The organism is Advenella incenata (genome assembly GCF_004217095.1).
Classification (GTDB): Bacteria; Pseudomonadota; Gammaproteobacteria; order Burkholderiales; family Burkholderiaceae_B; genus Advenella; species Advenella incenata.
Map to the genome: position 1 here is coordinate 300,271 of NZ_SHKO01000002.1, position 25,776 is coordinate 326,046.

24 protein-coding genes are annotated in these 25,776 nt (G+C 56.8%); 19 read left to right on the forward strand and 5 right to left on the reverse strand.

Annotation, left to right across the window (positions count from 1 at the left end):
- Positions 1-29: 29 nt before the first annotated feature.
- On the reverse strand, positions 30-956 hold the full coding sequence (locus EV681_RS12655) for a LysR family transcriptional regulator (RefSeq protein ID WP_242612240.1): 927 nt from the start codon (positions 954-956) through the stop codon (positions 30-32).
- Positions 957-1,109: 153 nt separating this feature from the next.
- Between EV681_RS12655 and EV681_RS12660 the strand changes: the two genes are divergently transcribed.
- The 6 genes from EV681_RS12660 (at position 1,110) to EV681_RS12685 (ending at position 7,996) form a co-directional block, all read left to right on the forward strand.
- Entirely contained in the window at positions 1,110-1,982 is an 873-nt protein-coding gene (locus tag EV681_RS12660; RefSeq protein WP_130304611.1) for an SDR family oxidoreductase, read from the forward strand.
- Positions 1,983-1,997: 15 nt separating this feature from the next.
- Positions 1,998-3,509 (forward strand): AMP-binding protein, encoded by a 1,512-nt coding sequence (locus EV681_RS12665; RefSeq protein WP_130304188.1) that lies wholly within the window; start codon positions 1,998-2,000, stop codon positions 3,507-3,509.
- Between the two features lie 68 nt (positions 3,510-3,577).
- Positions 3,578-4,552, forward strand: a complete 975-nt coding sequence (locus EV681_RS12670; protein WP_128393138.1) for a Bug family tripartite tricarboxylate transporter substrate binding protein — start codon at positions 3,578-3,580, stop codon at positions 4,550-4,552.
- 497 nt (positions 4,553-5,049) lie between these two features.
- Positions 5,050-5,973, forward strand: coding sequence for a tripartite tricarboxylate transporter substrate binding protein (locus tag EV681_RS12675; protein ID WP_242612242.1), 924 nt, complete (start codon positions 5,050-5,052; stop codon positions 5,971-5,973).
- 130 nt (positions 5,974-6,103) lie between these two features.
- Positions 6,104-7,078 carry a tripartite tricarboxylate transporter substrate binding protein gene (locus EV681_RS12680; protein WP_128393136.1) on the forward strand — a complete coding sequence of 325 codons (975 nt, stop codon included), beginning with the start codon at positions 6,104-6,106 and terminating at the stop codon, positions 7,076-7,078.
- A gap of 27 nt (positions 7,079-7,105) precedes the next feature.
- The gene (locus EV681_RS12685; RefSeq protein ID WP_242612243.1) at positions 7,106-7,996 is read left to right on the forward strand and encodes an SMP-30/gluconolactonase/LRE family protein; all 891 of its coding nucleotides are present in this window, start codon (positions 7,106-7,108) and stop codon (positions 7,994-7,996) included.
- A gap of 7 nt (positions 7,997-8,003) precedes the next feature.
- On the opposite strand, the gene EV681_RS12690 is transcribed toward EV681_RS12685, so the two are convergent.
- Positions 8,004-8,939 carry a LysR family transcriptional regulator gene (locus tag EV681_RS12690; protein ID WP_128393135.1) on the reverse strand — a complete coding sequence of 312 codons (936 nt, stop codon included), beginning with the start codon at positions 8,937-8,939 and terminating at the stop codon, positions 8,004-8,006.
- Positions 8,940-9,052: 113 nt separating this feature from the next.
- Here EV681_RS12690 and EV681_RS12695 point away from each other — a divergent pair, with 113 nt between their 5' ends.
- The 10 genes from EV681_RS12695 to EV681_RS12740 all read left to right on the forward strand — a co-directional run bounded on the left by EV681_RS12695 (position 9,053) and on the right by EV681_RS12740 (position 20,128).
- Entirely contained in the window at positions 9,053-10,114 is a 1,062-nt protein-coding gene (locus EV681_RS12695) for an LLM class flavin-dependent oxidoreductase (protein WP_130304189.1), read from the forward strand.
- A 20-nt stretch (positions 10,115-10,134) separates the two neighbouring features.
- Positions 10,135-10,929 carry a flavin reductase family protein gene (locus EV681_RS12700; RefSeq protein WP_128393133.1) on the forward strand — a complete coding sequence of 265 codons (795 nt, stop codon included), beginning with the start codon at positions 10,135-10,137 and terminating at the stop codon, positions 10,927-10,929.
- An 83-nt stretch (positions 10,930-11,012) separates the two neighbouring features.
- Positions 11,013-11,783 (forward strand): enoyl-CoA hydratase/isomerase family protein, encoded by a 771-nt coding sequence (locus EV681_RS12705; RefSeq protein ID WP_128393132.1) that lies wholly within the window; start codon positions 11,013-11,015, stop codon positions 11,781-11,783.
- A 3-nt stretch (positions 11,784-11,786) separates the two neighbouring features.
- Positions 11,787-13,919, forward strand: coding sequence for an acetate--CoA ligase family protein (locus tag EV681_RS12710; protein ID WP_130304190.1), 2,133 nt, complete (start codon positions 11,787-11,789; stop codon positions 13,917-13,919).
- A 17-nt stretch (positions 13,920-13,936) separates the two neighbouring features.
- Positions 13,937-15,139, forward strand: a complete 1,203-nt coding sequence (locus tag EV681_RS12715) for an acyl-CoA dehydrogenase family protein (protein WP_128393130.1) — start codon at positions 13,937-13,939, stop codon at positions 15,137-15,139.
- 2 nt (positions 15,140-15,141) lie between these two features.
- Positions 15,142-16,101: an acyl-CoA dehydrogenase family protein gene (locus EV681_RS12720; protein ID WP_242612244.1), complete on the forward strand. Its 960-nt coding sequence runs from the start codon at positions 15,142-15,144 to the stop codon at positions 16,099-16,101.
- A gap of 12 nt (positions 16,102-16,113) precedes the next feature.
- The gene (locus EV681_RS12725; protein ID WP_128393129.1) at positions 16,114-16,872 is read left to right on the forward strand and encodes an SDR family NAD(P)-dependent oxidoreductase; all 759 of its coding nucleotides are present in this window, start codon (positions 16,114-16,116) and stop codon (positions 16,870-16,872) included.
- A gap of 16 nt (positions 16,873-16,888) precedes the next feature.
- Positions 16,889-18,115, forward strand: coding sequence for an SDR family oxidoreductase (locus EV681_RS12730; RefSeq protein WP_130304191.1), 1,227 nt, complete (start codon positions 16,889-16,891; stop codon positions 18,113-18,115).
- Between the two features lie 51 nt (positions 18,116-18,166).
- The gene (locus tag EV681_RS12735; RefSeq protein ID WP_130304613.1) at positions 18,167-18,934 is read left to right on the forward strand and encodes a carboxymuconolactone decarboxylase family protein; all 768 of its coding nucleotides are present in this window, start codon (positions 18,167-18,169) and stop codon (positions 18,932-18,934) included.
- A gap of 201 nt (positions 18,935-19,135) precedes the next feature.
- Positions 19,136-20,128: a hotdog domain-containing protein gene (locus EV681_RS12740; protein ID WP_130304192.1), complete on the forward strand. Its 993-nt coding sequence runs from the start codon at positions 19,136-19,138 to the stop codon at positions 20,126-20,128.
- A 95-nt stretch (positions 20,129-20,223) separates the two neighbouring features.
- Here the strand turns inward: EV681_RS12740 and EV681_RS12745 are convergent, their stop codons facing one another.
- Positions 20,224-21,204 carry a Bug family tripartite tricarboxylate transporter substrate binding protein gene (locus EV681_RS12745; protein ID WP_130304193.1) on the reverse strand — a complete coding sequence of 327 codons (981 nt, stop codon included), beginning with the start codon at positions 21,202-21,204 and terminating at the stop codon, positions 20,224-20,226.
- A gap of 497 nt (positions 21,205-21,701) precedes the next feature.
- Between EV681_RS12745 and EV681_RS12750 the strand changes: the two genes are divergently transcribed.
- A complete protein-coding gene (locus EV681_RS12750) occupies positions 21,702-22,499 on the forward strand; it encodes an SDR family NAD(P)-dependent oxidoreductase (RefSeq protein WP_128393124.1) in 798 nt (265 codons plus the stop codon).
- A 233-nt stretch (positions 22,500-22,732) separates the two neighbouring features.
- Here EV681_RS12750 and EV681_RS12755 read toward each other — a convergent pair whose 3' ends face one another.
- On the reverse strand, positions 22,733-23,344 hold the full coding sequence (locus tag EV681_RS12755) for a superoxide dismutase (RefSeq protein ID WP_128393123.1): 612 nt from the start codon (positions 23,342-23,344) through the stop codon (positions 22,733-22,735).
- Between the two features lie 117 nt (positions 23,345-23,461).
- Positions 23,462-23,938: a hypothetical protein gene (locus tag EV681_RS12760; protein ID WP_128393122.1), complete on the reverse strand. Its 477-nt coding sequence runs from the start codon at positions 23,936-23,938 to the stop codon at positions 23,462-23,464.
- Between the two features lie 279 nt (positions 23,939-24,217).
- On the opposite strand from EV681_RS12760, the gene EV681_RS12765 reads away from it, so the two are divergent.
- A complete protein-coding gene (locus EV681_RS12765) occupies positions 24,218-24,799 on the forward strand; it encodes a PadR family transcriptional regulator (RefSeq protein ID WP_130304194.1) in 582 nt (193 codons plus the stop codon).
- 130 nt (positions 24,800-24,929) lie between these two features.
- Complete coding sequence (locus tag EV681_RS12770; RefSeq protein ID WP_242612245.1) at positions 24,930-25,739, forward strand: siderophore-interacting protein; 810 nt, start codon at positions 24,930-24,932, stop codon at positions 25,737-25,739.
- The last annotated feature ends 37 nt before the right edge of the window (positions 25,740-25,776 follow it).

The window sequence follows — 25,776 nt, forward strand, 5'->3', positions numbered from 1 at the left end:
GATCGCTTTTGCACTGCGCCTGCCTGCCGTCATTCACCGAACACTGTTTTGAGCTGGGCCTGCAGGTATTGCGTGAGTGTCTTAATGGCAGCCGATGCCAAGTGTGGTCTGGCCGTTGTCAGGATATAAAGTGTCGCGTCAATGCCGGCGATCCGATAGTGTGGCAATACCAACTGAAGGTTGCCGTCAGCCACATCACGTGCAACAACGTAACTGGGCAACAGCGCTACGCCAAGATCGTTTTTGGCGGCCGTGAGCAAAAAGCGGAAGTTCTCCGACTGCAGGCCAGGGTTGAGCTTCAGCCTTGTTGAAGTCTTGCCGTTTTCCAGCATGATCTGCTCGTGGAAACGCCGGTTCGATGAGCAAATGAATTGCAGTTGTGCTATCTGCTGCGGGTCCTGCGCTGCGGTGCTATGCGCAGCCAGATAGCCGGGGGAGGCGCAAAGGCGCCACTGCACATCGCACACTTTCTTTGCGACATAATCCTGGGGCGGTTCGGCCACGACGCGCAAGGCGATATCTACCCGGGATTCAATCAGATCATTTACGCGATTCGAAAACATGATGTGCAGATTAAGTCGCGGATAGGCTTTCTTAAAATCAATCAAAATCGGCTGCAAGATCAGTTCCCCCAGTCCGGTTGGAACGCTCAGTCTGACTGTACCGGTCGGCTCTGCGCCCAGCAGTAACATTTGGTTGGTTGCGGCTTCCAGTTCACGCAATATGCCCAGCCCGTGCTGGTACAGCACCTCCCCCTGTTGGGTAAGTTCCAGACGTCGGGTTGACCGGCGAATCAGTTGGGTATTTAACTGCGCTTCCAGTCGCTTCAGGCTCTTGCTCACGTGTGACTTGGTAATGTGGTGGCGTTTTGCCGCCTCGCTAAGCGTGCCGGTGTCTATGATCGTCACGAACAAGCGGATCAGGTTCAGGTCCAGCTCACTGTAGTTGTCCATCATGCTCCTTTTCCTGGTTGGTCGAATTTCAGGCGGAAATCTCCGTGTTTTTATTGTCAACTGGCAGGAAACATATATTAGCTATTTATCCGTATTGTTGCCAGCAGATGGCGTTGCTACACTCGTCTGCACAGGAGGCAACCCATGCAAAACCAAATTTTTTCAGAAAATCTATTTCAGGGTCAGCGTGTGCTGGTAACCGGAGGCGGAACCGGTCTGGGGCTGGCCATGGCCGAAAAGCTGGTCAGTCTTGGCGCACAAGTACATCTTTGCGGACGCCGGCAGCACGTGCTGGAGCAGGCCGCTGCCAATTTGCAGACGCGCTTTGCGGACAGTCGTGTTTTCGTGCATTCGGTCGATATCAGGGATTCAGATAAAGTTGATCAAATGGTTCAGCATATCTGGGACGAGCATGGTGGCGTGGATGCCTTGATCAACAATGCGGCAGGGAACTTCATCTGTCCGACCGAGGATATTTCGGTCAATGGTTTCAAGGCGATTACCGAAACGGTGCTCAATGGCACATTTTATGTCACCCAGGCGGTTGGTAAACGCTGGATTGCCACACAGCATCCCGGCTCCGTAGTATCCATCGTTGTCACCTGGGTCTGGACCGGGTCACCCTTTGTCGTGCCTTCGGCCATGTCCAAATCTGCCATCGATACCATGACCAAATCGCTGGCCATCGAATGGGGGCGTCACGGTATTCGATTCAATGCCATCGCCCCGGGAGTCATTCCAACCGAGGGGGCATCGGCAAGGTTGCGTCCTACCGAGAGCAACACTGACGCGCTGGTCAGCCAGAATCCCATGCAACGGCTGGGCCAGTTCAGCGACATTGCCAATCTGGCCACCTTTTTACTATGCCCGGAAAACAGCTGGCTCAACGGCCAGACTATCGCCCTGGACGGTGGTGACTGGCTGGCGAACGGTGCGTACTTCAAGCAGTATTTCGAATGGGATAAAAACGACTGGCAGGTTGCCCGTGAACGCATACAGGCGCGAACGGCCCCAGATACGCAAAGCTAAGGATAAGGAGCAACAATGGAACCGATGATTGTTGTCCAGGACAGAAAAACCAGCAAGGCAATGCATCAGTCACGAGCCCGCCGCCTGGCGTTCGGCCTGCGTGCACTTGGCCTCAAACCAGGCGACACGTTTGCGATCATGTTGCGCAATAGCGAAGCCTTTCTTGAAGCCATCGACGCCAGCCGGCAGATCGGCACGACATATTGCCCCATCAATTGGCATTTTGCCGCAGCGGAAGTCGGCTTTTTGCTTAACGATAGCGGTGCGCGAGTGCTCATCGTGCATGCCGATTTCTGGGACCGCATACAAGCGGTGGTGCCACCTTCCATGCCCGTGTTGATTGTAGGTGAACACGCCGCCTGCAATGGTGAGGAGAACGCGCCATTGTCCTATGCAAGCTGGCGCGATGGCTTCCCCGAAAGTGTCCAATACGCTGCCGCGCCGCGCGGGCACATGGCCTATACGTCTGGCACGACCGGTAAGCCAAAAGGTGTGGTACGGCATGTGTTCCCGCCGGAGATTGCCGCCGAGCGCAAGCGGGCGGCGCAACAATTGCTGCAACAAACGTTCGGCCTGGTTCAGGGGTGCAGGGCATTGCTGCCGGCGCCCATTTATCACAGCGCGCCCAGTCTGTTTGCCCAGAATGCGTTGCAAATGTGCGATACCTTTGTATTGACAGACCGCTTCGATCCTTTGGAAGTGCTGCAACTGGTGCAGGCTTACCGCATTGAAGTCCTGTACCTTGTGCCGATCATGTATGTGCGCATGCTCAAGCTCGACCAGCAGTCGCGCCAACGCTATGACCTCAGTTCCCTGCGATTTATCGCTTCTACGGGCGCCCCTTGTGCACCGGACGTCAAGCGGGCGATGATCGATTGGTTAGGTCCCATTGTCTATGAAACCTATGCCTCCAGCGAGGCTGGCTTAATCACATTGCTGGACTCACATCAGGCACTGGCAAAGCCGGGCAGCGCGGGCAAACCGGTGGGCGAAGCCGTGATCAGAATCTATGACGAAGATGGGGTCGAGTGCGCACCTGGTGTTGCCGGTTATATCTATGTCCGGCAACCGGCGTATGCTGATTTTCACTACCGCAATAATCCGCAGGCGCGTAACGACATCGATAAAGAGGGACTCATCAGCCTGGGTGATATCGGCTACCTGGACGAAGATGGCTTTTTATTTGTTTGCGACCGCAAATCCGACATGGTGATCTCCGGTGGGGTCAATATCTATCCTGCCGAGGTCGAACACCAGCTCTTGCAATATGAAGGCATCGCCGATTGCGCGGTTATCGGAATCCCCGATGCCGAGTTCGGCGAATCGCTTCTTGCATTTGTACAACCGCAAACCGGTCAAACCCTGGACACCCAGGAGATCGGATGCTGGTTGCAGTCGCGCATGGCTAAATTCAAGATTCCGGGCCAGTTCATTATCGATGCGGCCCTGCCCAGGGATGACTCCGGGAAAATATATAAGCGCTTGCTACGCGATAAATACTGGGCTGGCCACAGCCGGAAAGTCTAATACAAGTGTCATCGCGCATTGAAAAAAAGCCCGTTGAGTGGCAAAACAAATAACCAAGGAGACTGATCATGAAACAACGCATTGCAAACATCATTATTGCTGCTACATTGGGCCTGGGAGTGGCTGCGCCGGCCTGCGCCGCCTATCCAGAAAAGCCCATCAAACTGGTCGTACCGTATACGCCGGCAGGCGCGGCAGATCAACTGGCGCGGGCGCTGGCGCAAAACATGGGTCAGGCGCTAGGACAAGCGGTAGTGGTGGAAAATAAGCCCGGGGCCAGCACCAAAATAGGCGCAACCCAGGTGGCGCGCTCACCCGCCGATGGCTATACCCTTTTTTTAGCAAGCAATTCCAGCATGGTGCTCAACCCTCTGTTATACAAAAATTTTCCCTATGATCCCGAACGCGATTACCGTATCGTTTCTATCGTCGCCGACATTCCGCTTGTTGTAATCACAAATGAAAAATCCGGCCTGGATAGCATGCAGAAGTTTGTAGACTACGCCAAGCAGCATCCAGGAAAACTAAACTATGCTTCCGTGGGAAACGGCAACCCCTTGCATCTGGCCACCGAATTATTGCTCGGCCAATATGGCATTAAGGCAACCCACGTTCCATACAATGGCAGTGCGCCGGCGTTGACTTCACTCATGAGCAATGATACGCAATTGATGATCGATGTTGTCAGTACTTCGCTACCGCTCATCAAGGATAAAAAAATCAAGGCGCTGGCCGTCACGTCGCCCAAGCGCCTGGATGTTCTGCCCAATGTGCCAAGCGTATCGGAAATAGGCAAGACCAACTATCAGGCATCGACCTGGTTCGGTATTGCCGTGCCCAAAAGTACGCCCGATGCTGTGGTGAACGCGCTCAGGACGGCGATCGATACCACGCTAAAGAATGAAGCATTCCAGAAGCGGTTCGAGACGCTGGGTCTTTATATACAGCAACCACGCGAGCAGAAACAGGTCGATCGGTTTGTTGACGAGGATCGTGCCAAGTGGAAAACAGTGATAGAAAACAACCGGATTTCGCTGGACTGAAAGCGCAGGGAACGCGCCCTGGCCTCGGATGCCATTGCGCGTGTTTCAGCATCATGGCGTTTTTTACCAGCGTCATATGTGCTCGGCCGGCAATCACAATCATAAACACATCCACAAATTGCCGACCGATTTTCTGCGACAGATAGGTCATGGATGTCACTCGCAAACTGACGGGCCGACAGGATTTCCAAACTTGCGTGCGGCTGCGGTGCAGCCGGGGGCGGGGGGATTTATCGCTGCAATGTAAAACAGTTCTGCAATTGCGCGGGGTAATACTTGATTCAAATCAAATATATGATTGACTCCTCACAACAAGCCACAAGCCGACGTGACGGTCTGCTGCCACTGTATCAGGGTAAATACCAAGGGATTGGATGCCGATTCATTTACCGCAATCGCAGCGACCTCGTCAGGCCCGGCACTGCAATCGTTTTGGAGGAACATCAATGCGCCATATCAAGCGACGCACATTAATTGCTGCTGCACTGAGTGTCGTCATGTCAATCGCAATCGGGCTGCCCGCGTACGCGCAGGGCGATGGCAAGCCGATCACAATCGTCGTGCCTTATGCTGCCGGGGGTACGAATGATAACTTCGCCCGCCTGCTGGCCGACGGTATTGGCAAGGAACTGGGCCGCCATGTGATCGTCGAAAACAAGCCGGGTGCCAATGGCATTATCGGCGCATCGTACGTTGCCCGTGCGCGGCCGGACGGGACCACCTTCCTGCTGGGCGGCTCGGGACCGGTTTCATTGAACATTCTGCTGCGCCCGTCGCTGCCCTACGGTTTTGACAGTTTTGATTCGGTGGCCATGCTGTTTGACGGGCCACTAACCATCACGGTGCCAACGTCGCTGGGCGTCAATTCTGTCGACGAGCTGGTTGCCTACGGTAAAAAGACCGGACAGCCGCTGTTGTACGGCACAATGGGTCCGGGCAGCGTCTCGGATCTGTATGGCCGGATCGTTTCCAAAACCTTCGGTATCCCGTTAACAGCCGTGGCCTATAAGAACAATAACTCGGCACTGATCGATCTGATGGCAGGGCGCGGCGACATGAATTATGCCACGCCGGTTCCCATGATCCAGAATGCCAAAAACCTGAAAGTGCTGGCCCTGAGTACCGAGAAACGATCATCGCATTTTCCAAACATTCCTTCGGTGGCCGAACTGGGCTATCCCCAATTGAAAACATCCTACTGGACAGCCTTGCTGGCGCCAAAAGGCACACCGGCGGCGATCACCAATGAGGTGGCCGCCGCAGCCATGAAAACAGTTAAAACCAAAGCGTTCCAGCAGGTGCTCATAGACAACGGGCAGATCGAGAAGGCCGGTGGTCCGCAAGTGCTGGACGCGCAATTGCAGGCCGATCGCGAAAACTGGGGCAAAGTCATCAACGAAAACAAAATCGTCATCAACTAGCAGCCAATGCTGTTGTTACAGCGGGCCGTGCCGTCGGAAACGATAACGGTTGCGGCGGGAGCATGGCGTCCGGTTCACCGGCGGCTACAGCCGGGTGCGGTCAGGCAGCAGGATTTCAGGAGGAGCACGAATGTGCAATCATATGCGGCGCGGCTTGATTGTCGCGGTAATAAGTACGGTTTTGGCCTGGGCAGCGCCTGCGTTTGCCATCGATGGTAGCAAACCCATTACGATTGTTGTGCCATACGCGGGAGGGGGAGCCAACGATAGTCTGGCCCGGCTGATGGCTGAGGGAATGAGCAAGGAGTTGGCGCGCCCCGTGATTGTGGAGAACAAGGGCGGCGCCAATGGCATTATCGGTTCGTCCTATGTGGCTCGCGCTCGCCCTGACGGCAATACGCTGCTTTTGGGTGGGACCGGACCTGTTTCCCTGAACATCATGTTGCGTCCCAATTTACAGTACGGTTTCGATAGTTTTGAATCCGTAGCCATGCTGTTCGATGGCCCGCTGACCATTACCGTTCCAACGTCGCTTGGCGTCAACTCGATGGACGAACTGGTTGCCTATGCGAAAAAATCCGATAGGCCGCTACTATATGGGACGATGGGTCCGGGTAGCGTAACCGATCTTTTTGGGTGGATTCTCACCAAAACCCTCAACGCGCCTACCACGGCGGTTTCGTATAAAAACAATACGGCATCGTTGATTGACCTGATGGCAGGGCGAGGCGATCTCTCATTTGCCACACCGATTTCCCTTATTCAACACCAGAGCGCCGGCGATCTGAAAATCCTGGCGCTCACAACCGATAAACGCGATCCAGCGTTTCCCGATATCCCTACGGTTACTGAACTGGGTTATCCGCAGTTAAAGTCGTCCTACTGGACTTCCCTGCATGCGCCTAAGGGGACGCCACGCAAAATCATCGACCAGATTGCGGCCGCTGCAGTCAAAACCGTACAGAGCGACAGATTCCGCAAACTGCTTCGGGACAATGGCCAAACTGAAAAAGCGGGAGGCCCCGACGCGCTGGATGCGCAACTGCAGGCTGACCGTGAGCACTGGGGTAAAGTGATCCGCGACAACAAAATCATCATCAACTAACGTTTTACGTTCTCTCTTGCGTTGCTTATGACTATTGATATTGAACCGCTAGGCTCGGTCCGCGCTGCGCTTGGCGAGTGCCCTATCTGGGATATGGAAAATCAGCGACTCTGGTTCATGGACTGTCGCGCCGGCCTTATTCATCAGATTGATCCGGCAACGGGCCGGACTGTTGCGACCAGCGAGGTGCCGGCGCCGGCCGGCTCCTTTGCCCTGAACGCAGATGGTCGTCTGGTGGTGGCGTTAAAAGAAGCCATCGCGCTTTATGACCCGGCCACCGAAGTGTGGCAGACAATCGCGCAGATTGAAGATAGCCATCCCAACTTGCGCCTGAATGATGGCGAGGCCCTGGCCGATGGTTCCTTTATCGTCGGCACCATGCACGTGCTGCGCAACGAAGGCGAGCCGCCCCTGGGCGGTCTTTACCGGCTTTATCCACATGGCGGGTTCATCAAGCTGGCCAGCAACATCGGTATAACCAACGGGCCCTGCGTCAGTCCAGTGGACGGGCGGTTCTATGTGAGCGACAGCAGCGTTCGCACCATTTATTCCTATGCCATTGCAGGTGATGGCACGCTTGCCGACCGGCGCCTGTTTGTCAACACCCAGGTATATGTGTCCGGCCCTGATGGTTGCTGTTTTGATTCGGCCGGCGGGCTGTGGACTGCCTTGGTGCATGCCGGCGCCATCGCCCGTTTTGGGCCGGACGGCGCCCTGACAAACAAAATTGAGCTGCCATTGACTCACCCTGCGTCACTGTGCTTCGGCGGTGAAAACCTGGATGAACTGTTCGTCACTTCAATCCGCGATAGCGGCCGTCTGAGGGGTGACAAGCCGCTGGACGGAGCCGTGCTGCGTGTTCGTGGCATGGGTGCGCAGGGACGGGCACCGGCCCGCACCCGTATCGGTCTTGCGTGATAACCGCCTATCCGCCAAGCTGGCGGTATGCCAGGAACCGGCGGTCGCTGCCCGAGACTTCGGAGGCCACGAAATCCAGGAAGACCCGGATTTTGGCCGGGATCATGGGCGTGTCCAGAATCGTGGCATAGATACCGTCTTCGAAAGAGGAATTGGTTACCCGAAAATCAGGCAGCAGGCGTACCAGGCGACCCTGGGCAATATCGTTGGCTACCGTATAGTCGTCAAGTAGGGCAATGCCTTCTCCCAGCCTGGCCAGTTCCAGCTGGGCAATACCATTGTTGGTGACATGGCGCGGGTGCAGGGCCACTTCGTCAATGCCCTTATCCGACAGAAAGCGGAAAACATAGCCCTCACCCGGTTTCAAATAGCATATCAAGGCATGGTCAGCCAGTTGCGGCGGCGCTGTAAGCGCGGGCATCGACGCAATATAGTCCGGGGATGCCACAAGATGGCGTTCGCTTTTGAACAGAATCCTGCGTTTTAATCCGGCTTCCACCGGCGGGGCGATGCGAAAATCGATATCTATTTGCGCAAGGCGCAGATCAGCCTGTGCTTCGGCCAGAATAAGTTCGACGTGAATGTCGGGGTACAGGGTACGAAAGCGCGCTACGAGCGGTGTGAGCACGCCCAGCCCGAACATGACCCGGGAATGGACCCGCAACAACCCCTGAGGCGAGGTGCTGATGGCCGTAATGCTGTCGTGCGCGTGGTTGATACTCCACAGGATGCCCTCCAACTGATGGGCATATTCCTGGCCGGCTTCTGTCAGCATGACCTGGCGCGTTGAGCGCAGCAGCAATCTGACGTTCAGCGCCTGCTCCAGTTCGGTAATCATTCGGGACACGGACGTTGGAGAAATACCGAATTGCCTTGCTGTTTCGGTGAAACTGCCGCTGCGGGACACCGACAGGAAAAGCTCCATTGCTTTAAGACGATCCATTGATTACCTCAGAATATGCAGGACAGACAAGCGATTTTTGTCTATTCCATCACCTGGTAATTATAATTTAAGATTGCAGCAAGTCAATCAATACATATTAAAGAGGAATCCTTATGGAATTCGGTGTATTTATTCTTGCGCAACAACGTGGCTACCACCAGACGTCCAAGCAAGTCATCAGCAATTCGGTCGAGCAGACCATCGCGGCAGAACAGGCCGGATTCAATAATGCCTGGTATGCAGAGCATCACTTCAACAACTACTCGCTGTCGCCTTCGCCGCTGATGATGGTGGCCCATTGTGCGGGCGCGACCAAGCGGATTCGTCTGGGAACCGCTGTCTGCATCCTGCCGCTGTATCATCCAGCCCGTTTCCTGGCTGAAGTCGGCTTTGTCGACACCGTCTCGGACGGTCGTCTTGACCTGGGCATCGGCTCGGGCTATCAGGCTTTCGAATTCGAACGGTTCGGCGTGAAGATGGAAGACGCCTCCAAGATATACAACGAATTCCTGGACATGATTCCCATGGGGCTGACCCAACAGACCTTCGAATATCACGGCCAGTTCCTGTCCATGCCGCCCAGCTCCATTGCCGTACGCTGTCTGCAGGAGCCCATGCCGCCACTGTGGATTACTTCGGGCAATCCGGTAGCCCTTGGCCGCGGCGTACGCGAGAATCACAATCTGTTTGTCACCGCATTGCTCAAGGGTAACGATGGCATCAGAGAGCTGCGCGAGCGCCTGGAGAAGGTGGCTGATGATAATGGTCGCGATCTGGATCGTGACGTCAAGTTCGGCTTTTTGCGCTGTGGTTACGCGTCGGATAACAAGGCGGAAATTGATGCCTATCTGGACAGTGCGCGGTTCCAGCGCCGTATTTCCGAGAGCCTGAAATTTCGTCGCGCCCAGTCCGAAGACGGTTATATGATCAAGGAAGTGCCTTCACAGACAGACGTCACTTTTGACGAGTTGCGCAAGAATCTGCCAGTGGGTTCGGTCAACCAGGTTATCGACAAGCTGCTGGAAGAAATCAGCATCCTTAAGCCGAACCATATTGCCTTGCAAACGCAGTTGGGCGACTTCGATCAAAAAACCATGCTCAAGCAAATTGAACTGTGGGGTGACAGAATCATCCCGGCCATCAACAAGGAACTGGGTCTTCGGGCTGCTGCCTGACCGACCCGCAGGGGACCACCATGCGCATTCATTTGACAAATACCGGTGCCATCACCGTGCTTGATGCTGCCGAGTTTCGCAAGCTTGACGTTCTGGTCGACCCGCTTGCGCCCGAAAAGCTGGAACAAGCGATTTTGAAAATCGGTCGACGAGAAGATGACAATCATATCCGGCTGTCACCGGCGGTACTGCGGTTTCTGGCGGATCGGGCCGGCGATGCGCAATGGGAGTCCGGGTTTGCACAAATGATGGCTTATGCAACCAAGGCCGGTTGGGTGGATGAACACGGCGACGTGCGCGTGCATATCGAACGCAACGAAATTGACGAGGTCGTGACCGAAGTTGAATTCAAAGCCGCCATGCGTGCGCTGCCTGCGGGCATCAGCGCCGTGACAACCGGCAGCGGGCAACAGGTGGCCGGGATCATCGTATCGAGTCTGACTTCGATTTCGGCCGAACCGCCACTGGTGGGTTTCTTTATCAATGAAAGTTCATCGATTGTGCCGGCGTTGCTGGCCAATGGCCGTTTTGTCGCCAATGTGCTGGGCGAGGCGCATCGCGATGTAATGTCGGCTTTTCTGTGCGAAAAGCAAGGTCCCGCCCGATTTTCCAAGGGCGACTGGGGCAGCGGCCTGCATGACCAGCCGGTCCTGAACGATGCGCTGGCCAGCGTGGAGTGCGACATTGTCAACACCCAGGCGCTGGGCACCCATCGGATGATCGTGGGCAAAATCCGCCGCTCGGTCAGCCGGCAAGCCAGCCCGATGATCAACTTCAATGCCGGCACGCACCGACTGGAGCCGCTACCGCTCTAGCTAATCCATTGTTGCCGGATTGACCAGGCAAAGCGGCCTGGCGCACTTGTCCGGCACGCAACACCCTTTCGAGACAAAACACCATGACTGAAAAATTTGTTCATATCGACGTATCCGATTATGTTGCGCTGGTTACCATGGATCGCAAGCCGGTCAATGCGCTGAACCGCGAGATGCGACGCCAGCTCGTGTCGGCTTTTGATGAGATATCGGCCCGCAGCGATGTGCGTTGCGCCGTTCTGACGGCTACGGGCACGGTTTTCTGCGCCGGTGCAGACCTCAAAGATCGTCCCGATGAAAACATTGCCGGCGACTTCCTGGAACACAACCGCATTACCCGGGAAACCGGCAACGCGATACGCGAGTGCGCCAAACCGGTAATCGCCGCCGTCAATGGGACAGCGCTGGGGGCTGGCCTGGGCCTGGCAGCGGCCTGCGACATCCTTTATGCCTCTGAAAACGCAACTTTCGGTATGCCCGAAATCAATGTAGGGCTGGCAGGGGGCGCCTCCATGCTGCGTACGCTATTTGGCCGTTCCACGCTGCGCCGCATGTTCTATACCGGCCAGCGATTGACCGCGCATGAACTGCTGCGTCGCAATGTCCTGGAAGATGTGCTCAAGCCGGAAGAACTGCTCCCGGTCACCATGGCGCTGGCGCATGAAATTGCCGCCAAGGCGCCGCTGGCTACCATTTACGCCAAGCGCGCCGCCAATATGGTCGATGTGATGCCGCAGCGTGACGCCTACCGTTTTGAGCAAGAGTTCACCATGCTGCTGGCCAAGACAGAAGATGCACGCGAAGCGCGCATGGCCTTTCTGGAAAAACGCGAACCCAAGTTCAAAGGCTGCTGAAAAATGGATACATGCATTGCACCTGAGCCGGGCGCCGGAATGAATGCGTTCTTCATGGCCAAGGGGATCGCCATTGTTGGAGCGTCCAACGACATTACCAAGATCGGTGGGCGTCCCATTTATTTTTTGCGCAAGTACGGCTACGGGGGAACAATCTATCCAGTCAATCCGCGAGGTGGCACCATCCAGGGCCTGCCCGCCTATGCTTGCCTGGCCGATGTGCCGCAGGCGCCAGACATGGCGGTGCTGGCCGTTCCCGCCTCGGCAGCCGTGCAGGCGTTGCAGGACTGTGCCGACCGTGGGGTGAGGGGAGTGGTTGTGTTGTCGTCCGGGTTTGCAGAAGCGGGGCCCGAAGGCGCCGTGCTGCAGGCGCAAATGGTTGCCATTGCCCGAAAGCATGGCATGCGTTTGCTGGGCCCCAACTGCCTGGGCATAATCAGTGTGGCTCAAGGGGTGATCGGCTCATTCTCTATTATTCTTGAACAGAGCATGCCTTGCGCCGGCCATATGGGCATCGTGTCCCAGTCCGGAAATATCGGCAGCTATGTCGTCCAGAACGTCGCCCGCAAAGGCCTGGGGGTGAGTCACTTTATCGCTACCGGCAACGAGGCGGACATTGACGTTGCCGATGGCATTGCCGCACTGGCTGAAGATGCACAGACCCGCTTGATACTGTGCTGCATGGAAACCTGCCGCGATGCCGGCAGATTGACCCGGGCGCTGGACCTGGCACGGCAAAAGAACAAACCGGTGGTGGTGCTGAAAATTGGCTCCACTGAGCAGGGGCAGGCGGCTGCCGCATCGCATACCGGCGCGCTGGCCAGTTCAGATGCGGTCATTGACGCCGTGTTCCGGCGCTACGGCGCCTTGCGGGTCGACTCCATCGAAGCATTGATGGAACTGGGACACGCCGCCTCCATTCTGCTGCCGGGCGGCCTGCCAAAAGGAAACCGGATTACCGTGCTGGCGGCCTCTGGCGGATTTGGCATCATGATGGCCGATGCCACCGTCAAAGCCGGGCTCGCGCTGAGCACGCTGGAGCAATCTACCAAGGACCGGATCCGGCAGGTGCTGCCGCTGGCCGGCGTCAACAATCCCGTTGACGCCACCGCCCAGGTATCGGCGCGCCCCGAAGTCCTGTTTGGCATGTTGTCGGCGCTGATGGAAGATGACAGCGCTGACGTTACCCAGATCTTTCTGTCGCTGGCGCTTTACAACCCCCGTTTGCGCAGTGTGTACATGGAAGCGCTGCGCAACATCCGCGCATCCTACCCGGACCGTCTGCTGGTCGTTACCAGCCAGGGCCCCGCTGACGCAGTCAAGGAAATTAATGCGCTGGGCATTCCTGTATTTGCGGGCATTGACGCGACGGCCCACGGACTGGCCGGTCTGATCCGCATGGCGCAACTGGCCCGCCTGGGTGCGGCACCGCGTTACCAGGATATTGTCGAGTCGCTGGAAGAGGGTGCCTTTCGCAACGAATATACCGCCAAGAAAGCCCTGGCCGCGGCCGGCATTGCCGTGCAGGATGAAACCGTGGCTGCCAGTGCAGACGAAGCGGTACTAGCGGCGTGCCGCATGGGTTTTCCAGTTGTCCTTAAAATTGCCTCCGCAGATATCGCCCACAAAACCGAGATCGGCGGCGTCGTCCTCAATCTTGGCGATGAGCAGGCGGTGCGCGCCGCCTACGGACAAATCATGCAGGCAGCGGCCACACATGCGCCTGCAGCCAGACTCGACGGCATTCTGGTCACGCCGATGGCCAAAGACGGCATCGAACTGATCATGGGCGTTTCAAGAGATCCGGTTTTTGGCCCGGTCGTGATGGTGGGCACAGGCGGCATCTATGCTGAAATCTTGCAGGACGTTGCCGTGCAGACCGCCCCGATTTCCGAAGACGAAGCACACGCAATGATACGATCACTCAAACTGTTCCCGATCCTGGATGGCGCCCGTGGACAACCGAAGGCCGATGTACCGGCGGCGGCGCAGACGCTGGCACGGCTGTCACAGTTTGCCTGCCGCTACGCACGCAATGTGGCCGAGATCGATATGAACCCGGTACGCATCCTTCCCGAAGGGCAGGGGGCGGTCGTGCTCGATGCACTTCTGATTCCGACCAACCACGCAGTATGACACTTTCGAGATCAAGCATGGATTTTCACGCCAACCCGCTGACCACTCAGCCTGCTATCGCACCTGACGCCTATCGTGCACATGCCCGCGACTGGCTGAAAAATAACCTGCCCGCGCATATGCGGGCGGACAGCCTGGATTACCGCAGCCCGACGCTGGAGGAATCGAGCCAATGGGAAGCCGCCATGTATCGCGCCGGCCTGGCCGGGATGACCTGGCCGGTGGAGTACGGCGGCCATGGGCTCACCCTGCGTGAACACCTGGCGGTCAACAAGGAAATCGGCGCGCTGGCCATGCCCGAGAGCGTCAGCTCTATCGGCAAGGAACTGGCTGGCCCGATCATTATGACTGTTGGTACAGAAGACCAGAAACAGACGTTCCTGCCCGCAATTTTGCAAATGCAGAACTACTGGTGCCAGGGCTTTTCGGAACCCGATGCCGGTTCCGACCTGGTGCGGTTACGGACCCGCGCCACGCAAGAGGGCGACCAATGGCGGATCAACGGCCAGAAAATCTGGACCAGCGGCGCGGCCAAGGCGCATTACTGCCTTTTGCTGACGCGCACCGGCACGGTGGCTGACAAACATCGTGGCCTGCTCATGTTTGCTGTGCCCATGGATACGCCAGGTATTCGTGTCGTGCCAATCCGCTCCATTGACAACAAAGAATCGTTCGCTGAGGTTTTTTTCGATGATGTCATGGTTCCCGACAGTGCTCGCCTGGGTGCACCCGATGAAGGCTGGAACGCCGCCATTCGCGTGTTGTCCATTGAACGCGCCACCAATCGCATGTACCGTCCGTGGCGGTTCGAGTGTGAGTTGCGCCAACTGGTTCAGGCGTGTCAATCAGATGCGCACCTTTGCGGGCGATTAGCAGAGAGCTACTATCAGCGCCGCATTGGCCAACTTGTGTGTGAAATCGACGCGCTCAAGGGGCTGGTGGAGCAATCGGTCGACCAGTTGCTTGCCGGAGCGGCTATTGGTGCGCGAGGTTCGCTGACCAAACTGTTCTGGTCGGAATGCCACCAGGCATTCATGGCACTGGCGCAGGAAATCGTCTCCCAGGTTGGGCCGTCTTCAAGCCCGCTGGCGCAGCGCGCACGCCAGCATTTTTGCACTGCCTATCTGTTCTCACATGCCGAGACCATCTACGCGGGCACCACCGAAGTGCAACTGGACATCATCGCCCAGCGTATTATGCAACTGCCAAAGGATATCTGATCATGAGTCATCAGGAAGAAAGTTTGCGCCCCGAAGAATTCGCAGAAGCGGCCGCCGCTGCAGTCAGTGACGTGCTGGGTCGCGAGGTGCGCGACACAGCCACCGTACTGGCTGCTGCCGGCTTGTTCGGTGTGTGCGCCCAGGAAAACCGAGGTGGCCTGGGCCTGGGTCTGGCATTCGGCGTACCGGTATGCGAGGCTGCCGGCTCCCTGCAATTGCATTTTCCTTTGGTGCAGCAGATGGTGCTGGCAAAGGCATTTGGCGATAGCGACATTGCACAGGCTCTGGTGGCCGGCGAGAAAATCGCCACCATTGCCTGGCAAGGCAGTCTGACAGAAAAATCCGCAAGCCATGCCAGTTATGCTGACGCGTGCGACTGGATTCTGGTGGCCGATGAAACGGGCGCAAGCCTGCTCGAAACCGCCTCGCTGCGTTTGCAGGCTAACGGTACGATGGATCCCGAGTACCCGCAATTTGACGTTGATCTGGCGAGCGCCGTAGTCAAGGCGCGCCTGTCGGCAGACGCGTTTGCTACATTGAAGGATGATGCACTGGTCCTGAGTGCCGGTTTTATCAACGGTCTGAGCGCCGAGGCCTTGACGCGAACAGCGCAATATACGTCCACGCGGGTACAGTTTGCACGCCCGCTGTCGGCCAAACAGGTAGTGCGCCATACCCTGGCGCGCATGCAACTGCTGCACGAGACGTCGACAGCCGCACTGCGCCGCGCATTGCTCACCAATGAATTCGGTGCGTCACGCGATGTGGCCCCGGCATTTTCGGGCGCGTTGGGCAATGCCGTTTTTATTATCGAAAAAGCCATTCACCTGCACGGTGGCATGGGGTTCACCTGGGAGCTTCCCTTGCATTACTCCCTCAGGGAAGTGCGCAAGATCGAAGCCGCTTTCAATAACGGGCGCAGACTGGAAAGTCTGGGTGCACAGTTCATCGCAACGGTATAAGGAATCAAAGCAATGCAACAGGATATGGCGGGCCGCGTGGCCCTGATCACCGGCGCGGGTAACGGCATCGGCAAGGAAACGGCGAAACAGATGGCTGCCCGGGGCGCTATTGTCGGTGTCAACGATCTGAAGGAAGAATTTGTCAGCGCCACTGTGCAGGAGATCACGCAGGCGGGCGGCAAGGCCTTTGACGTGGTGCAGAACATGGCCACCCGCGAAGGGGTGGCCGCTGCCGTCGCCCAGGCGCATCGGCATATGGGTCGCCTGGATATCATGGTGAACAACGCCGCCTGGGTGCGCTATCAGGCGGTGCCCGATATCATGCCGGAAACCGTGGATCGCATGATTGACATCGGTTTCAAATCCGTGATTTGGGGGCTGCAGGCGGCCGTCGAGGTCATGGATCCCGACAGGGGAGGCGTGATCGTCAATGTGGCCTCTACCGCGGCCCTGCGCTCGGCCGCCAATTCAGTGGTGTATTCCGGCATCAAGTCCGGCGTTCTGGGTATCACTCGTGCAGCGGCGGCAGAACTGGGAGCGCGTCATATCCGCGTGAACGCCGTCTGCCCTTCGGCGGTACCCACGGAAGGCACGCAACGCAACCGCAACGCAGAACGGGATGCCAATCGCGTCGCACGTACCCCGCTGGGGCGACTGGGCACGGTGACCGACATTGCCAGGGGAATTTGCTTTCTGGCCAGCGAAGAAGCCGGTTTCATCACAGGGCAGGCGCTGGTTGTCGACGGCGGCATCACCTTTACGAATATCTGACCAGCAAGCGAACGCAATGCCCACCATACTCATTACCGGCGCCGCTTCCGGCATTGGCCGGGCCAGCGCGATGCTGTTTGCCAGCCGGGGCTGGCGCTGCGTGCTGGTCGATTGCAATGCTACGGCACTTGCCCAATTGATGCAAATGCTTAGCGCGGCAAAAGGCGTTGCGGGTGTCCAGCATCTGGTGCGCACGGTCGATCTGACGCAGGCAACGCAGATACAGTCCCTGGCAGACGCCTCCCTTGTCCTGGATGCCATTATCAATAACGCCGGCATGTCCGATACCAGCGGTCTGCCACTGGTCGATCAGGATGCGACACAACTGGACCGTCTGGCCGCACTGAACCTGCGTGCGCCCGCCCTGGTGGTCCAGGCATTACTCCCGCAACTTGCGTCGGGCGCCCGTGTCGTCAATGTGGCTTCAGGCGCCGCATTGCGCGCCATTCCCTGGCGCGGCGCGTACAGCGCCACCAAAGCCGGCTTGCTTGCACAAACACAGGCGCTGGCTGCTGCCCGACCTGATCTTGCCGTCAGTGTGCTGTGCCCGGGGTTTGTACGCACCGAATTGGTGGCTGAACTGATCGACATCGGTCGTCTTCAGCCGGCCGACATCGTGGCAAAAATTCCGCTGGGCCGCATGGCAGACCCACAGGAAATGGCCGAAGCCCTGTTTTTCCTCGCATCGGAAGCGGCAGCCCCGCTTAGCGGAGAGCGATTCAGCCTGGATGGCGGTTCATCCGTATTCGGTGGCAGCACGCCTTTCAAAGCCGCCGAGCGCCTCCCGCTGCCGTCCGATAGCCCTGTGGCGTTTCGGCTTGCCGGCAACCCGGCTGCGCCCTGGACCGCGGCACTGGCTGTTGATGACGCGACCAGTGCACCAGGGCAATACACCGCCACCCTTGATTTTTCTTGCCTGCACGCCCAAGCTGGCCAGATGCTGCACACCGTTCATGAAGCGGCACGGCGCTATGCCAGCCAGAACGTAGCGCATAGCAGCCTGACCGTGCTCCTGCCTGCACAAGATCAGGCTGTCAGTTGGCAGCAGGCAGGGGACATGGCCGCTGCGCGCATGCTGATCGCCACCCTGGCGTGTGAACTGGGTCCACGTGCCATGCGCGTCAATGCCATTGAAATGGATCCGGCTGTTTGTCCCTCTGAACTGGCTCCGCTACTGCTGTTTGTGGCGGGCGCCCGCGCCCAGTTTCTGACGGGGCAGACCATTCGGGCGCATGCCACCTGATGGTGGTCGCCCTTGCCCCATCGCCACGAATACGAACACGAGCAACGCATCATGACCGACCATACCCTTGAGCAGGAACAGATTAAAGCGCATTTCATTGCCGAGCGCGGCTACTGGAGACCCTGGACACAGGCCATCTTGTGCCACAAACCGCAATTTCTGAACGGTTATGCATCCTATGCCGGTTATCCGGCACGGCAGGGTCCGTTGTCCGAGCGCCTGGTGGAACTGATCTACATCGCGCTCGATAGCTCCGCGACCCATCTGTACCCGACAGGTCTGAGAACCCATCTGGATTTTGCCCGCGCGGCAGGAGTGAGCGCGGCAGACGTTTTTGATGTGCTGCATATTGTGGCCTCCCAGGGCCTCAGCCACGTCTATGACGCCGTGAGCATTCTTGCGGAAGAAACCGGCCTTGAATCCCGCGCGGCGATGTCCGTGCAACAGCGCGAGCGCGTGCTGCAGCACTTTCAGGAAACGCCTGCTTTCATGGAGACATTGGCGCAACTGGATCCGGGCTATCTGGACGTAGTGCTCGATTTTCTTGAAGAGCAAAACGGTCAGTCAGCGCCCGGCGGTCTGGCGCCCGCCGAACGCAGGCTTATTGAAGTTGCCCTGGCTGCCTGCTTTACCGGTTTCAATGAAACAATGTTGCGCATTCGCATCCGGGGGGCGCTGAAAATGAATATCAGCCAGGCGGAACTGCTGCAAGCCATTCAGCTTGGGGCGCATTTATCCATTCACGGTACCGCGCTGGGAGCCAATACATTCGAAGAGAGCGTTCGGTCTGGTGTGCCGGACAATTCTGCAGAAAAATGAAGTGCATTACCGCTCAAGTACTTGGCTGCGCAAGGGGGCGCCAGTCAAACTCGGCCGCGTAAAGCCCCGTTGGCCAGGCATTGGCGGGCTTTAACCGGCTTTGGCAGGGGCTAACGGGCACGTTGGGCAAGCCGTGTAAAATGGCCGTCTATGCAAAGACAATGCGCCCGCCAATACTTTTCTGTTCAATTCAATTGACATATGCACCCGACTCAAACCCAAACTTATTCCTCCAGCGTTGCCGCCACGCCTGACGCGGATGTATTGCGTGTTTTGCAGGCCTTGAGTCTGCAGCGCATCAGCGGATGGCATCTTCCCGGCTACTATCTGGGTATTACATATGAATCGGTGGGTCTTGACGCGGCAACGCTGACAATGGATCTGGATAGCAATGTAGACCGCAACGGCCAGCCGCTACCGGTTGCCCTGTGCATACTTGCCGATGTTGCGCTGGCGGCCGCCATTCGCGGAGAAGTGGGATTTGCTACCCGGCTGGCGACGGTCAGCGCCAGACTCACGTTTACCGGTAGATCCGGAACACAGCGGCTTTCTGCCAGAAGCCATACCCGGTTTCGCTCGGACGCAAACACAATTGCAATCCGCAACAGCAGTGTGGCGGTTCTTTCCGGGGATACGGAAATATGTTTTGCGGAAGCCAATTTTGCCGTTCTGAATCGTCCGGCAGATAAACCTGCACAAGCGCTGCCAAGTCCTGAGTCATTGGAACAAGTTGAGCAACTTGGTATCAATGATCTTACCGATCAGGAAAGACGCGTTTATCTCAAAGCACAGAAAGCCAGTGTCGACGGCAGACATCAAGATGGAGACAGCGCGGGCGATCGCGATACAACTGTGACTTTTACAGAAAGGTTCTGGGGGTTGATGCCGCAAGCGCACGGCAAGGCAGCCACATGCGAGATCGAATGCGGCCTTCATATTGGCAATCGGGTCGGTCATGTACAGGGCGGGATACTGCTGGGGCTTGCGATCAGCACCAGCCTTGCTACTGTAGAGCACGGCTGGCGCATGCTTGAGATAAGCGCCAACTTCATTCGTCCAGGAACCGAAGGCATATTGAAAGCAAGCAGTCGTATCGTTAACCAGGGACGCAACCTTGCTCATGTCACCTGCGATATTACGACTGACACGGGCCGATTGGTGCTCCAGACCCAATCCACCCTGATCCGGGAATGAATAAGCCAACAAACTTGCGCTCACTACCATTCAGGATGGCAGCAAAGTATCCGTTTGCGTTGCGCCTGCCTGAGCATGACGTAGCAATGAATCGTTCAGTCCAGGCGAATACCCAGTGACTTGATAACGGCGCCCCAGGTTTTCGAATGCGCTGCAATCAGATCGCCGAATGCCGTGGCGCTGATCATGCGCGCCTCGGCGCCCTCTGTCAAAAACTTCTTCCTGATCTCTTCAGAAGCAAGGGCTTCATTGACGGCCGCATTTAGTTTATCCGTAATGGTGTCCGGTGTTCCGGCAGGCGCCAGCAAACCGTACCAGGAATAGGCCAGCATGTTTGGCGTACCCGCTTCTGCAAAAGTCGGAATGGATGGCGCTGCCTGCGAACGCTTTTCAGATGTCATTGCAATGGCCTTTAATCGGCCGGCCTGAATATGCGGCAGCGAGGTAGTAATGGCATCGAAGAACAGATCGACATGCCCGGCCACCAGATCGGACATGGCTGGCGATGAGCCCTTATAGGGAACGTCCAGAATATCGGCACCCGTGGCACCGCGTAACATGGACAGGACCAGATGGGTCGAAGAGCCATTGCCCAGCGTCGCCGCCGACAGTTTTCCCGGCTCTTTTTTTGCCAGATCAATAAGCTCGCGCACATTGTTGGCCGGCACGGCTGGATTGGCAACCAGCACAAATGGCGTCAGGCCGGCAAGCGCGACCGGCTTGAAGTCAGACACTTTATACGGCAGCTTGCTGAACAGGTGTGGATTGGTCGACAGTGTTGTGGTAACGGCCATCAATAGCGTATATCCATCTGGCCGGGCTCGGGCGACCGCTTCTGCGCCAATGATGGTCGAGGCGCCCGGTTTGTTTTCCACCACTACCGGTTGCGACAATTTTTCGGACAGCTTCTGCGATAACAGACGCGCCAGAATATCGGTAAAGCCACCAGGCGAATAGGGCACCACGATCTTGATCGGTTTATCCGGGTAGTGTTCTGCGGTTTGCGAATGTGCCGTGGTGGCAGTAAAAGCCAGTACAGATGCGCCGATCAGGACGGCGCTTGGAAAAAAATTCATGCTTGGTCTCGCTCCAGTTGGAAACTTTGTCTTCAATTACATTGCCATCTTTGTGGCAAAAGCTTTTTATACACTGACTGCTTTTGAGCGATAAGGGGCACAGGCGCAGAACAATACTGCAAATTCAGGAGCAATGACCTGTGGTCAATTTTTATCACAGTCGTTATCAAGCGGCTGCGGTAAAGTGATGACAATAGTGATTCGCGCATCGGCTTGCTGCTTGCACTACTATTGCTCGCCAAAAGCTCGATTGTGTTTTGCATGATTTGCGGCTAGTGCGCGCAGCGCATGCCGGATAAGATGAAAACAGGCTGGCTGTGGCACGCCCCGGGCAGGTGACAGTCTACAGGTTCAGCGGGCTGCACACCGCGGTCGTGGCTATCCTGGGCGCGTTTGATCGGCAAAGCCCATGGCAGACAGGCGCAGATCCGCTATACGCAGCAACGGCAGATCTGCACACAGAATCAACATAAACCAGACGGAGCAAAGGAGTCAGGATGAATGATACGTGGTTGGGCATTGCGGGACGGGTCGTGGCGGTCACGGGGGCAAACGGCGGCATCGGACGCGCAACGGTGCGTGCACTGCTTGAAAATGGCGCACATGTCGCCATGCTGGATCGTCAGGCATTATCGCCTGGCGAGGTGGCCCAGCTGCGTGCCAATGCCAAGGGAGAATGTCTGTCACTGGCCTGCGACGTTGCCAACGATGACCAGGTCGCTGCGACTGCAGAAATCGTGACCAGGCAACTGGGCAACTGTTTTGCACTGGTCAATAATGCGGCGGTTTCCGTACAGGGGCATCTTGATGCGATTGATATTGCAGACTGGCAGCGCCAGATTGACGTTAATCTGACAGGCTATTTGCGCTGTGCCCGCGCCTTTGGCCAGTCAATGCAGGCCCGGGGCGAAGGCGCTATCGTTCATATCGCATCCATCGCCGGTTCAAATCCTCAGCCGTTCAGCGGCGCTTACAGCACCACCAAAGCGGCAATTCTGATGCTCTCCAGGCAACTGGCGGTTGAATGGGGGCCACAGGGGGTGCGCAGCAATGCGATCAGTCCCGGGCTGATCCGCACACCCCTGAGCGAACCCTATTATGTTGATCCGCAGGTGCGCGAGCAACGGGAAAATGCCGTGCCTCAACGTCGCATCGGCATGTCGGAGGATATCGCCAATGTGGCCGTCTTTCTTGTAAGCAATCGTTCGGCCTACGTCAATGGTGCAGAAATAGTGGTGGATGGAGGCTTTACGCAGTCGCTCATGAGTCATATTCCGCGACCTCGTCGCGCGTAAACTGAACGCGTCAGCGAAATGCGGCGGCCAAATACGCCAGCGCAAAATAAGTCAGCGGGTCTGTTATTGTTTTGCTGATGAGCGCGCTGCCGGCCGCGCAGATTTCCTACGTTGGTGTCATGGCAGGCCTGCGCTGTGCTCAGTGTTCTAAAAGGCAGGCCAGGCCTGCCTTCCGGTTCACATGAGTGCGATCGGACGGGCGCAATCAGGTGAAAGCGCTCTGGTACATACTATCAGCCTATTGCCGCTTCGTAGCGGCGTGCTACCTCTGGCCAGTTGACCACATTGTAGAACGCCGCAATATACTCGGGCCGGCGGTTTTGGTACTTCAGATAGTAAGCATGCTCCCACACATCAAGGCCCAGAATCGGTGTGTTACCGGTCATCAGCGGGCTGTCCTGGTTTGCTGTGCTTTCAACAACCAGTTTCTTTTCGGGCGTAACGCTCAGCCAGGCCCAGCCGCTGCCGAAGCGGGAAATGGCTGCTTTGGTGAAGGCTTCCTTGAATTTGTCCAGACCGCCCAGGTCCGTGTCAATGGCTGCGGCAAGACTGCCATCGGGCTGGCCGCCGCCTTGTGCCGACATCACTTGCCAGAACAGGCTGTGATTGGCATGGCCGCCGCCGTTATTGCGTACCGCGGCGCGCACGGATTCGGGCAGTTTATCGATATCGGCAATCAACTCTTCGACAGCCGGCTTGGGCAGGTTTGCGCCCTCCAGCGCCGCATTCAGGTTGTTGATATACGTCTGGTGGTGCTTGGTGTAGTGGATTTCCATCGTCTGCGCATCGATATTGGGTTCGAGCGCATCGTAAGCGTAAGGTAAAGCGGGAAGGGTATAAGACATGAACTGCTCCTGATGTAATTCAGTGATAAAGGAATCAGCAGGATGAGTCACCGGCTGGCGATGTTGATCCAATGCAAGACGCTCAACCTACGGATCGTGAATGCAAGAGAAAACCCGTCAATGAACGGCTATCTCAAGTGTGATACCTGCCGCGCCCTGGCTGGCCACCAGTTGCGCCTGCTTATCGTCCGGGTGCAAGCCCAGAAAACGGGTAAGTTCGCCATAGGTGCGCCGGCTGTGACTCATGGCCGCCATTTGCCACGCTTGGGGCAGGGCGCGATCATTCATTGCCGTGCACAGTTTCTCGTGTGCCAGGCACAAGTGCAGGCGTTGTAGCGCCACGCTGCCAAGACGTTCGTAAGTGTCGGCCAGATTGTGATGGGCAATCACATAGGCGGCAACGACGGTATCGGCGTCATCAACCTGGCCAAAGAAATCCGTAGCGATCGTCAGGGCAAGATCATAGTGTCCGATCGCTTCCCTGTAGCTGCCGCTGCTGAACGCATCATTGCCATCTGTCGTAGCCTGACGCCAGCGCACAAGATAATCCTGGCCGTTTACAGCACACGCTTCGGTCATTATTTCATTCAGCATAAAGCCTCCATCGCACTATTTTGTATCGCTTATGCAAATAGTAATGATTTTTATTATATATATCAATTATGGCCATCCTGCGAGTAATGTGAATATTTAATTTATCATTAAAAATCAGTGAATTATGGAATAAATTGCCACGTATCCATTCCCTGTTAATGGCTTTTCCGTAGAATATTAGCTAAAAATTATCATGAAAATAATTGGTAATGCTGCTATTTCACTTGACTATTAAGATCATAAAATATATCGTAAGATATATATTTACAAGGAAATGAAATGAGAAAAGACAAGCAGCCAGGTCACCGCTTGCGCGAACACGGTCGGCATCGCCAGGAAGCCAATTTTACTCGCGGCCGCAAATTTTCCTCTGACGATCTGCAACTTATGTTGCTGGCCTTGCTTGAAAAACAGCCCAGTCACGGTTATGAACTGGTCAAGGAACTGGACAGCCGTTCCGGCGGATACTGGAAGCCCAGCCCTGGCATGGTGTATCCGGCGCTCACCTACATCCAGGAAATTGGTTACGCTTCGGTGTCGGTCAGCAGCAATAAAAAATCCTATGCATTGTTGCCTGAGGGTTTGGCATTCCTGAATGAACACCGCGATCAGGCAGAGGAGCTGCTGGCCATGCTGGTGCATTTGGCCAACAAAATGAAGTACATCCAGGGAGCGATGGCCGCTGATAGCGATGCCACTGGCAATGACGGATGGCTCCCTGAGTTTCTGGCAGCGCGCCTGGCCCTGAAGCGCGCATTGCTGCTTAAAAGCGCCGCCGATCCACAGGAGCAAAAACGCATTACCTCAATTCTGCAAGAGGCCATTGCGCAAATTAACCAGCCCTGTACACCGCCACGATAGGATAAACGGGTGAACACCTGTGCGGCGCTGCGCCTGCCCGAAGCTGCGGGCCGTTAAGATGTGCGCCTCTGAAGGCGCCGCCCAACCCTGTTTATCTGTTGATCGATGGCATTTTCAACGGATTCAAAATATGAGTACCCTCACAATGATGCAAACCCCGATTTCCACCGAACACATGCCCCAGCGCGTGCGCCACCCGCTCAAGGCCCGCCTGTTGCAAGTGAGGCAGGTCACCCGCCTGACGCCGCGCATGGTGCGCGTCACATTTCATGGTCCCGATCTTGGCGATTTTATCTCCGCCTCGTTTGACGACCATATGAAACTGTTTTTCCCTGCCGATGGCCAGCCTGTCGTTCCGACAAACACCGAAGCCGGGCCGCAGTTTCCTGAAGGAGCAGCGCGTCCGCCGGCGCGCGATTACACACCACGACGCTACCGTCCCGCGGATAACGAACTGGATATTGATTTTGTCCTGCACGGTGATGGGCCGGCTTCAACCTGGGTCGCCGGCGCAACTGCGGGCGATCAACTGGTTGTTGCCGGCCCTCGCGGCTCATTTGTCACGGCGCCAGACTTCGACTGGCAATTGATGATCGGCGACGAAACCGCCTTGCCGGCTATCGGTCGGCGTCTTGAAGAGTTACCCAAAGGCGCCAAAGTCCACGTGATTGCACTGGTGGAAAACGCCGCCGAAGAACAGCACTTTCAGACGCAGGCCGATGTGCAGACGACTTGGCTGCATCGGCAGCAGCAGCCTGAGCAAACTTTGGCTGACGCCGTGCGCGCCTTTACGCTGCCGGCGGGCGAAGGCTATATCTGGGGCGGTGGCCAGGCCGCTCAAATGCGGACCATCAGCCAGTACCTGCTTGAAGAAAAGGGCATTGATAAATCACGGATGCGTATCAGCAATTACTGGAAGCAGGGCAGTCCACAGGAGTAGGTCAACTGCGGTGACAGTTGTACCATAGGGTGCTATT

Excerpts from the sequence above, each read along its gene's own strand:
- EV681_RS12675 (WP_242612242.1), top strand. The coding sequence starts at position 5,050 with ATGTCAATCGCAATCGGGCTGCCCGCGTACGCGCAGGGCGATGGCAAG.
- EV681_RS12665 (WP_130304188.1), top strand. The coding sequence starts at position 1,998 with ATGGAACCGATGATTGTTGTCCAGGACAGAAAAACCAGCAAGGCAATG.
- EV681_RS12670 (WP_128393138.1), top strand. The coding sequence starts at position 3,578 with ATGAAACAACGCATTGCAAACATCATTATTGCTGCTACATTGGGCCTG.
- EV681_RS12720 (WP_242612244.1), top strand. The coding sequence starts at position 15,142 with ATGAGTCATCAGGAAGAAAGTTTGCGCCCCGAAGAATTCGCAGAAGCG.
- EV681_RS12765 (WP_130304194.1), top strand. The coding sequence starts at position 24,218 with ATGAGAAAAGACAAGCAGCCAGGTCACCGCTTGCGCGAACACGGTCGG.
- EV681_RS12715 (WP_128393130.1), top strand. The coding sequence starts at position 13,937 with ATGGATTTTCACGCCAACCCGCTGACCACTCAGCCTGCTATCGCACCT.
- EV681_RS12655 (WP_242612240.1), bottom strand. The coding sequence starts at position 956 with ATGATGGACAACTACAGTGAGCTGGACCTGAACCTGATCCGCTTGTTC.
- EV681_RS12730 (WP_130304191.1), top strand. The coding sequence starts at position 16,889 with ATGCCCACCATACTCATTACCGGCGCCGCTTCCGGCATTGGCCGGGCC.
- EV681_RS12750 (WP_128393124.1), top strand. The coding sequence starts at position 21,702 with ATGAATGATACGTGGTTGGGCATTGCGGGACGGGTCGTGGCGGTCACG.
- EV681_RS12735 (WP_130304613.1), top strand. The coding sequence starts at position 18,167 with ATGACCGACCATACCCTTGAGCAGGAACAGATTAAAGCGCATTTCATT.
- EV681_RS12725 (WP_128393129.1), top strand. The coding sequence starts at position 16,114 with ATGCAACAGGATATGGCGGGCCGCGTGGCCCTGATCACCGGCGCGGGT.
- EV681_RS12680 (WP_128393136.1), top strand. The coding sequence starts at position 6,104 with ATGTGCAATCATATGCGGCGCGGCTTGATTGTCGCGGTAATAAGTACG.
- EV681_RS12705 (WP_128393132.1), top strand. The coding sequence starts at position 11,013 with ATGACTGAAAAATTTGTTCATATCGACGTATCCGATTATGTTGCGCTG.
- EV681_RS12690 (WP_128393135.1), bottom strand. The coding sequence starts at position 8,939 with ATGGATCGTCTTAAAGCAATGGAGCTTTTCCTGTCGGTGTCCCGCAGC.
- EV681_RS12745 (WP_130304193.1), bottom strand. The coding sequence starts at position 21,204 with ATGAATTTTTTTCCAAGCGCCGTCCTGATCGGCGCATCTGTACTGGCT.
- EV681_RS12685 (WP_242612243.1), top strand. The coding sequence starts at position 7,106 with ATGACTATTGATATTGAACCGCTAGGCTCGGTCCGCGCTGCGCTTGGC.
- EV681_RS12760 (WP_128393122.1), bottom strand. The coding sequence starts at position 23,938 with ATGCTGAATGAAATAATGACCGAAGCGTGTGCTGTAAACGGCCAGGAT.
- EV681_RS12755 (WP_128393123.1), bottom strand. The coding sequence starts at position 23,344 with ATGTCTTATACCCTTCCCGCTTTACCTTACGCTTACGATGCGCTCGAA.
- EV681_RS12710 (WP_130304190.1), top strand. The coding sequence starts at position 11,787 with ATGGATACATGCATTGCACCTGAGCCGGGCGCCGGAATGAATGCGTTC.
- EV681_RS12700 (WP_128393133.1), top strand. The coding sequence starts at position 10,135 with ATGCGCATTCATTTGACAAATACCGGTGCCATCACCGTGCTTGATGCT.
- EV681_RS12695 (WP_130304189.1), top strand. The coding sequence starts at position 9,053 with ATGGAATTCGGTGTATTTATTCTTGCGCAACAACGTGGCTACCACCAG.
- EV681_RS12740 (WP_130304192.1), top strand. The coding sequence starts at position 19,136 with ATGCACCCGACTCAAACCCAAACTTATTCCTCCAGCGTTGCCGCCACG.
- EV681_RS12770 (WP_242612245.1), top strand. The coding sequence starts at position 24,930 with ATGAGTACCCTCACAATGATGCAAACCCCGATTTCCACCGAACACATG.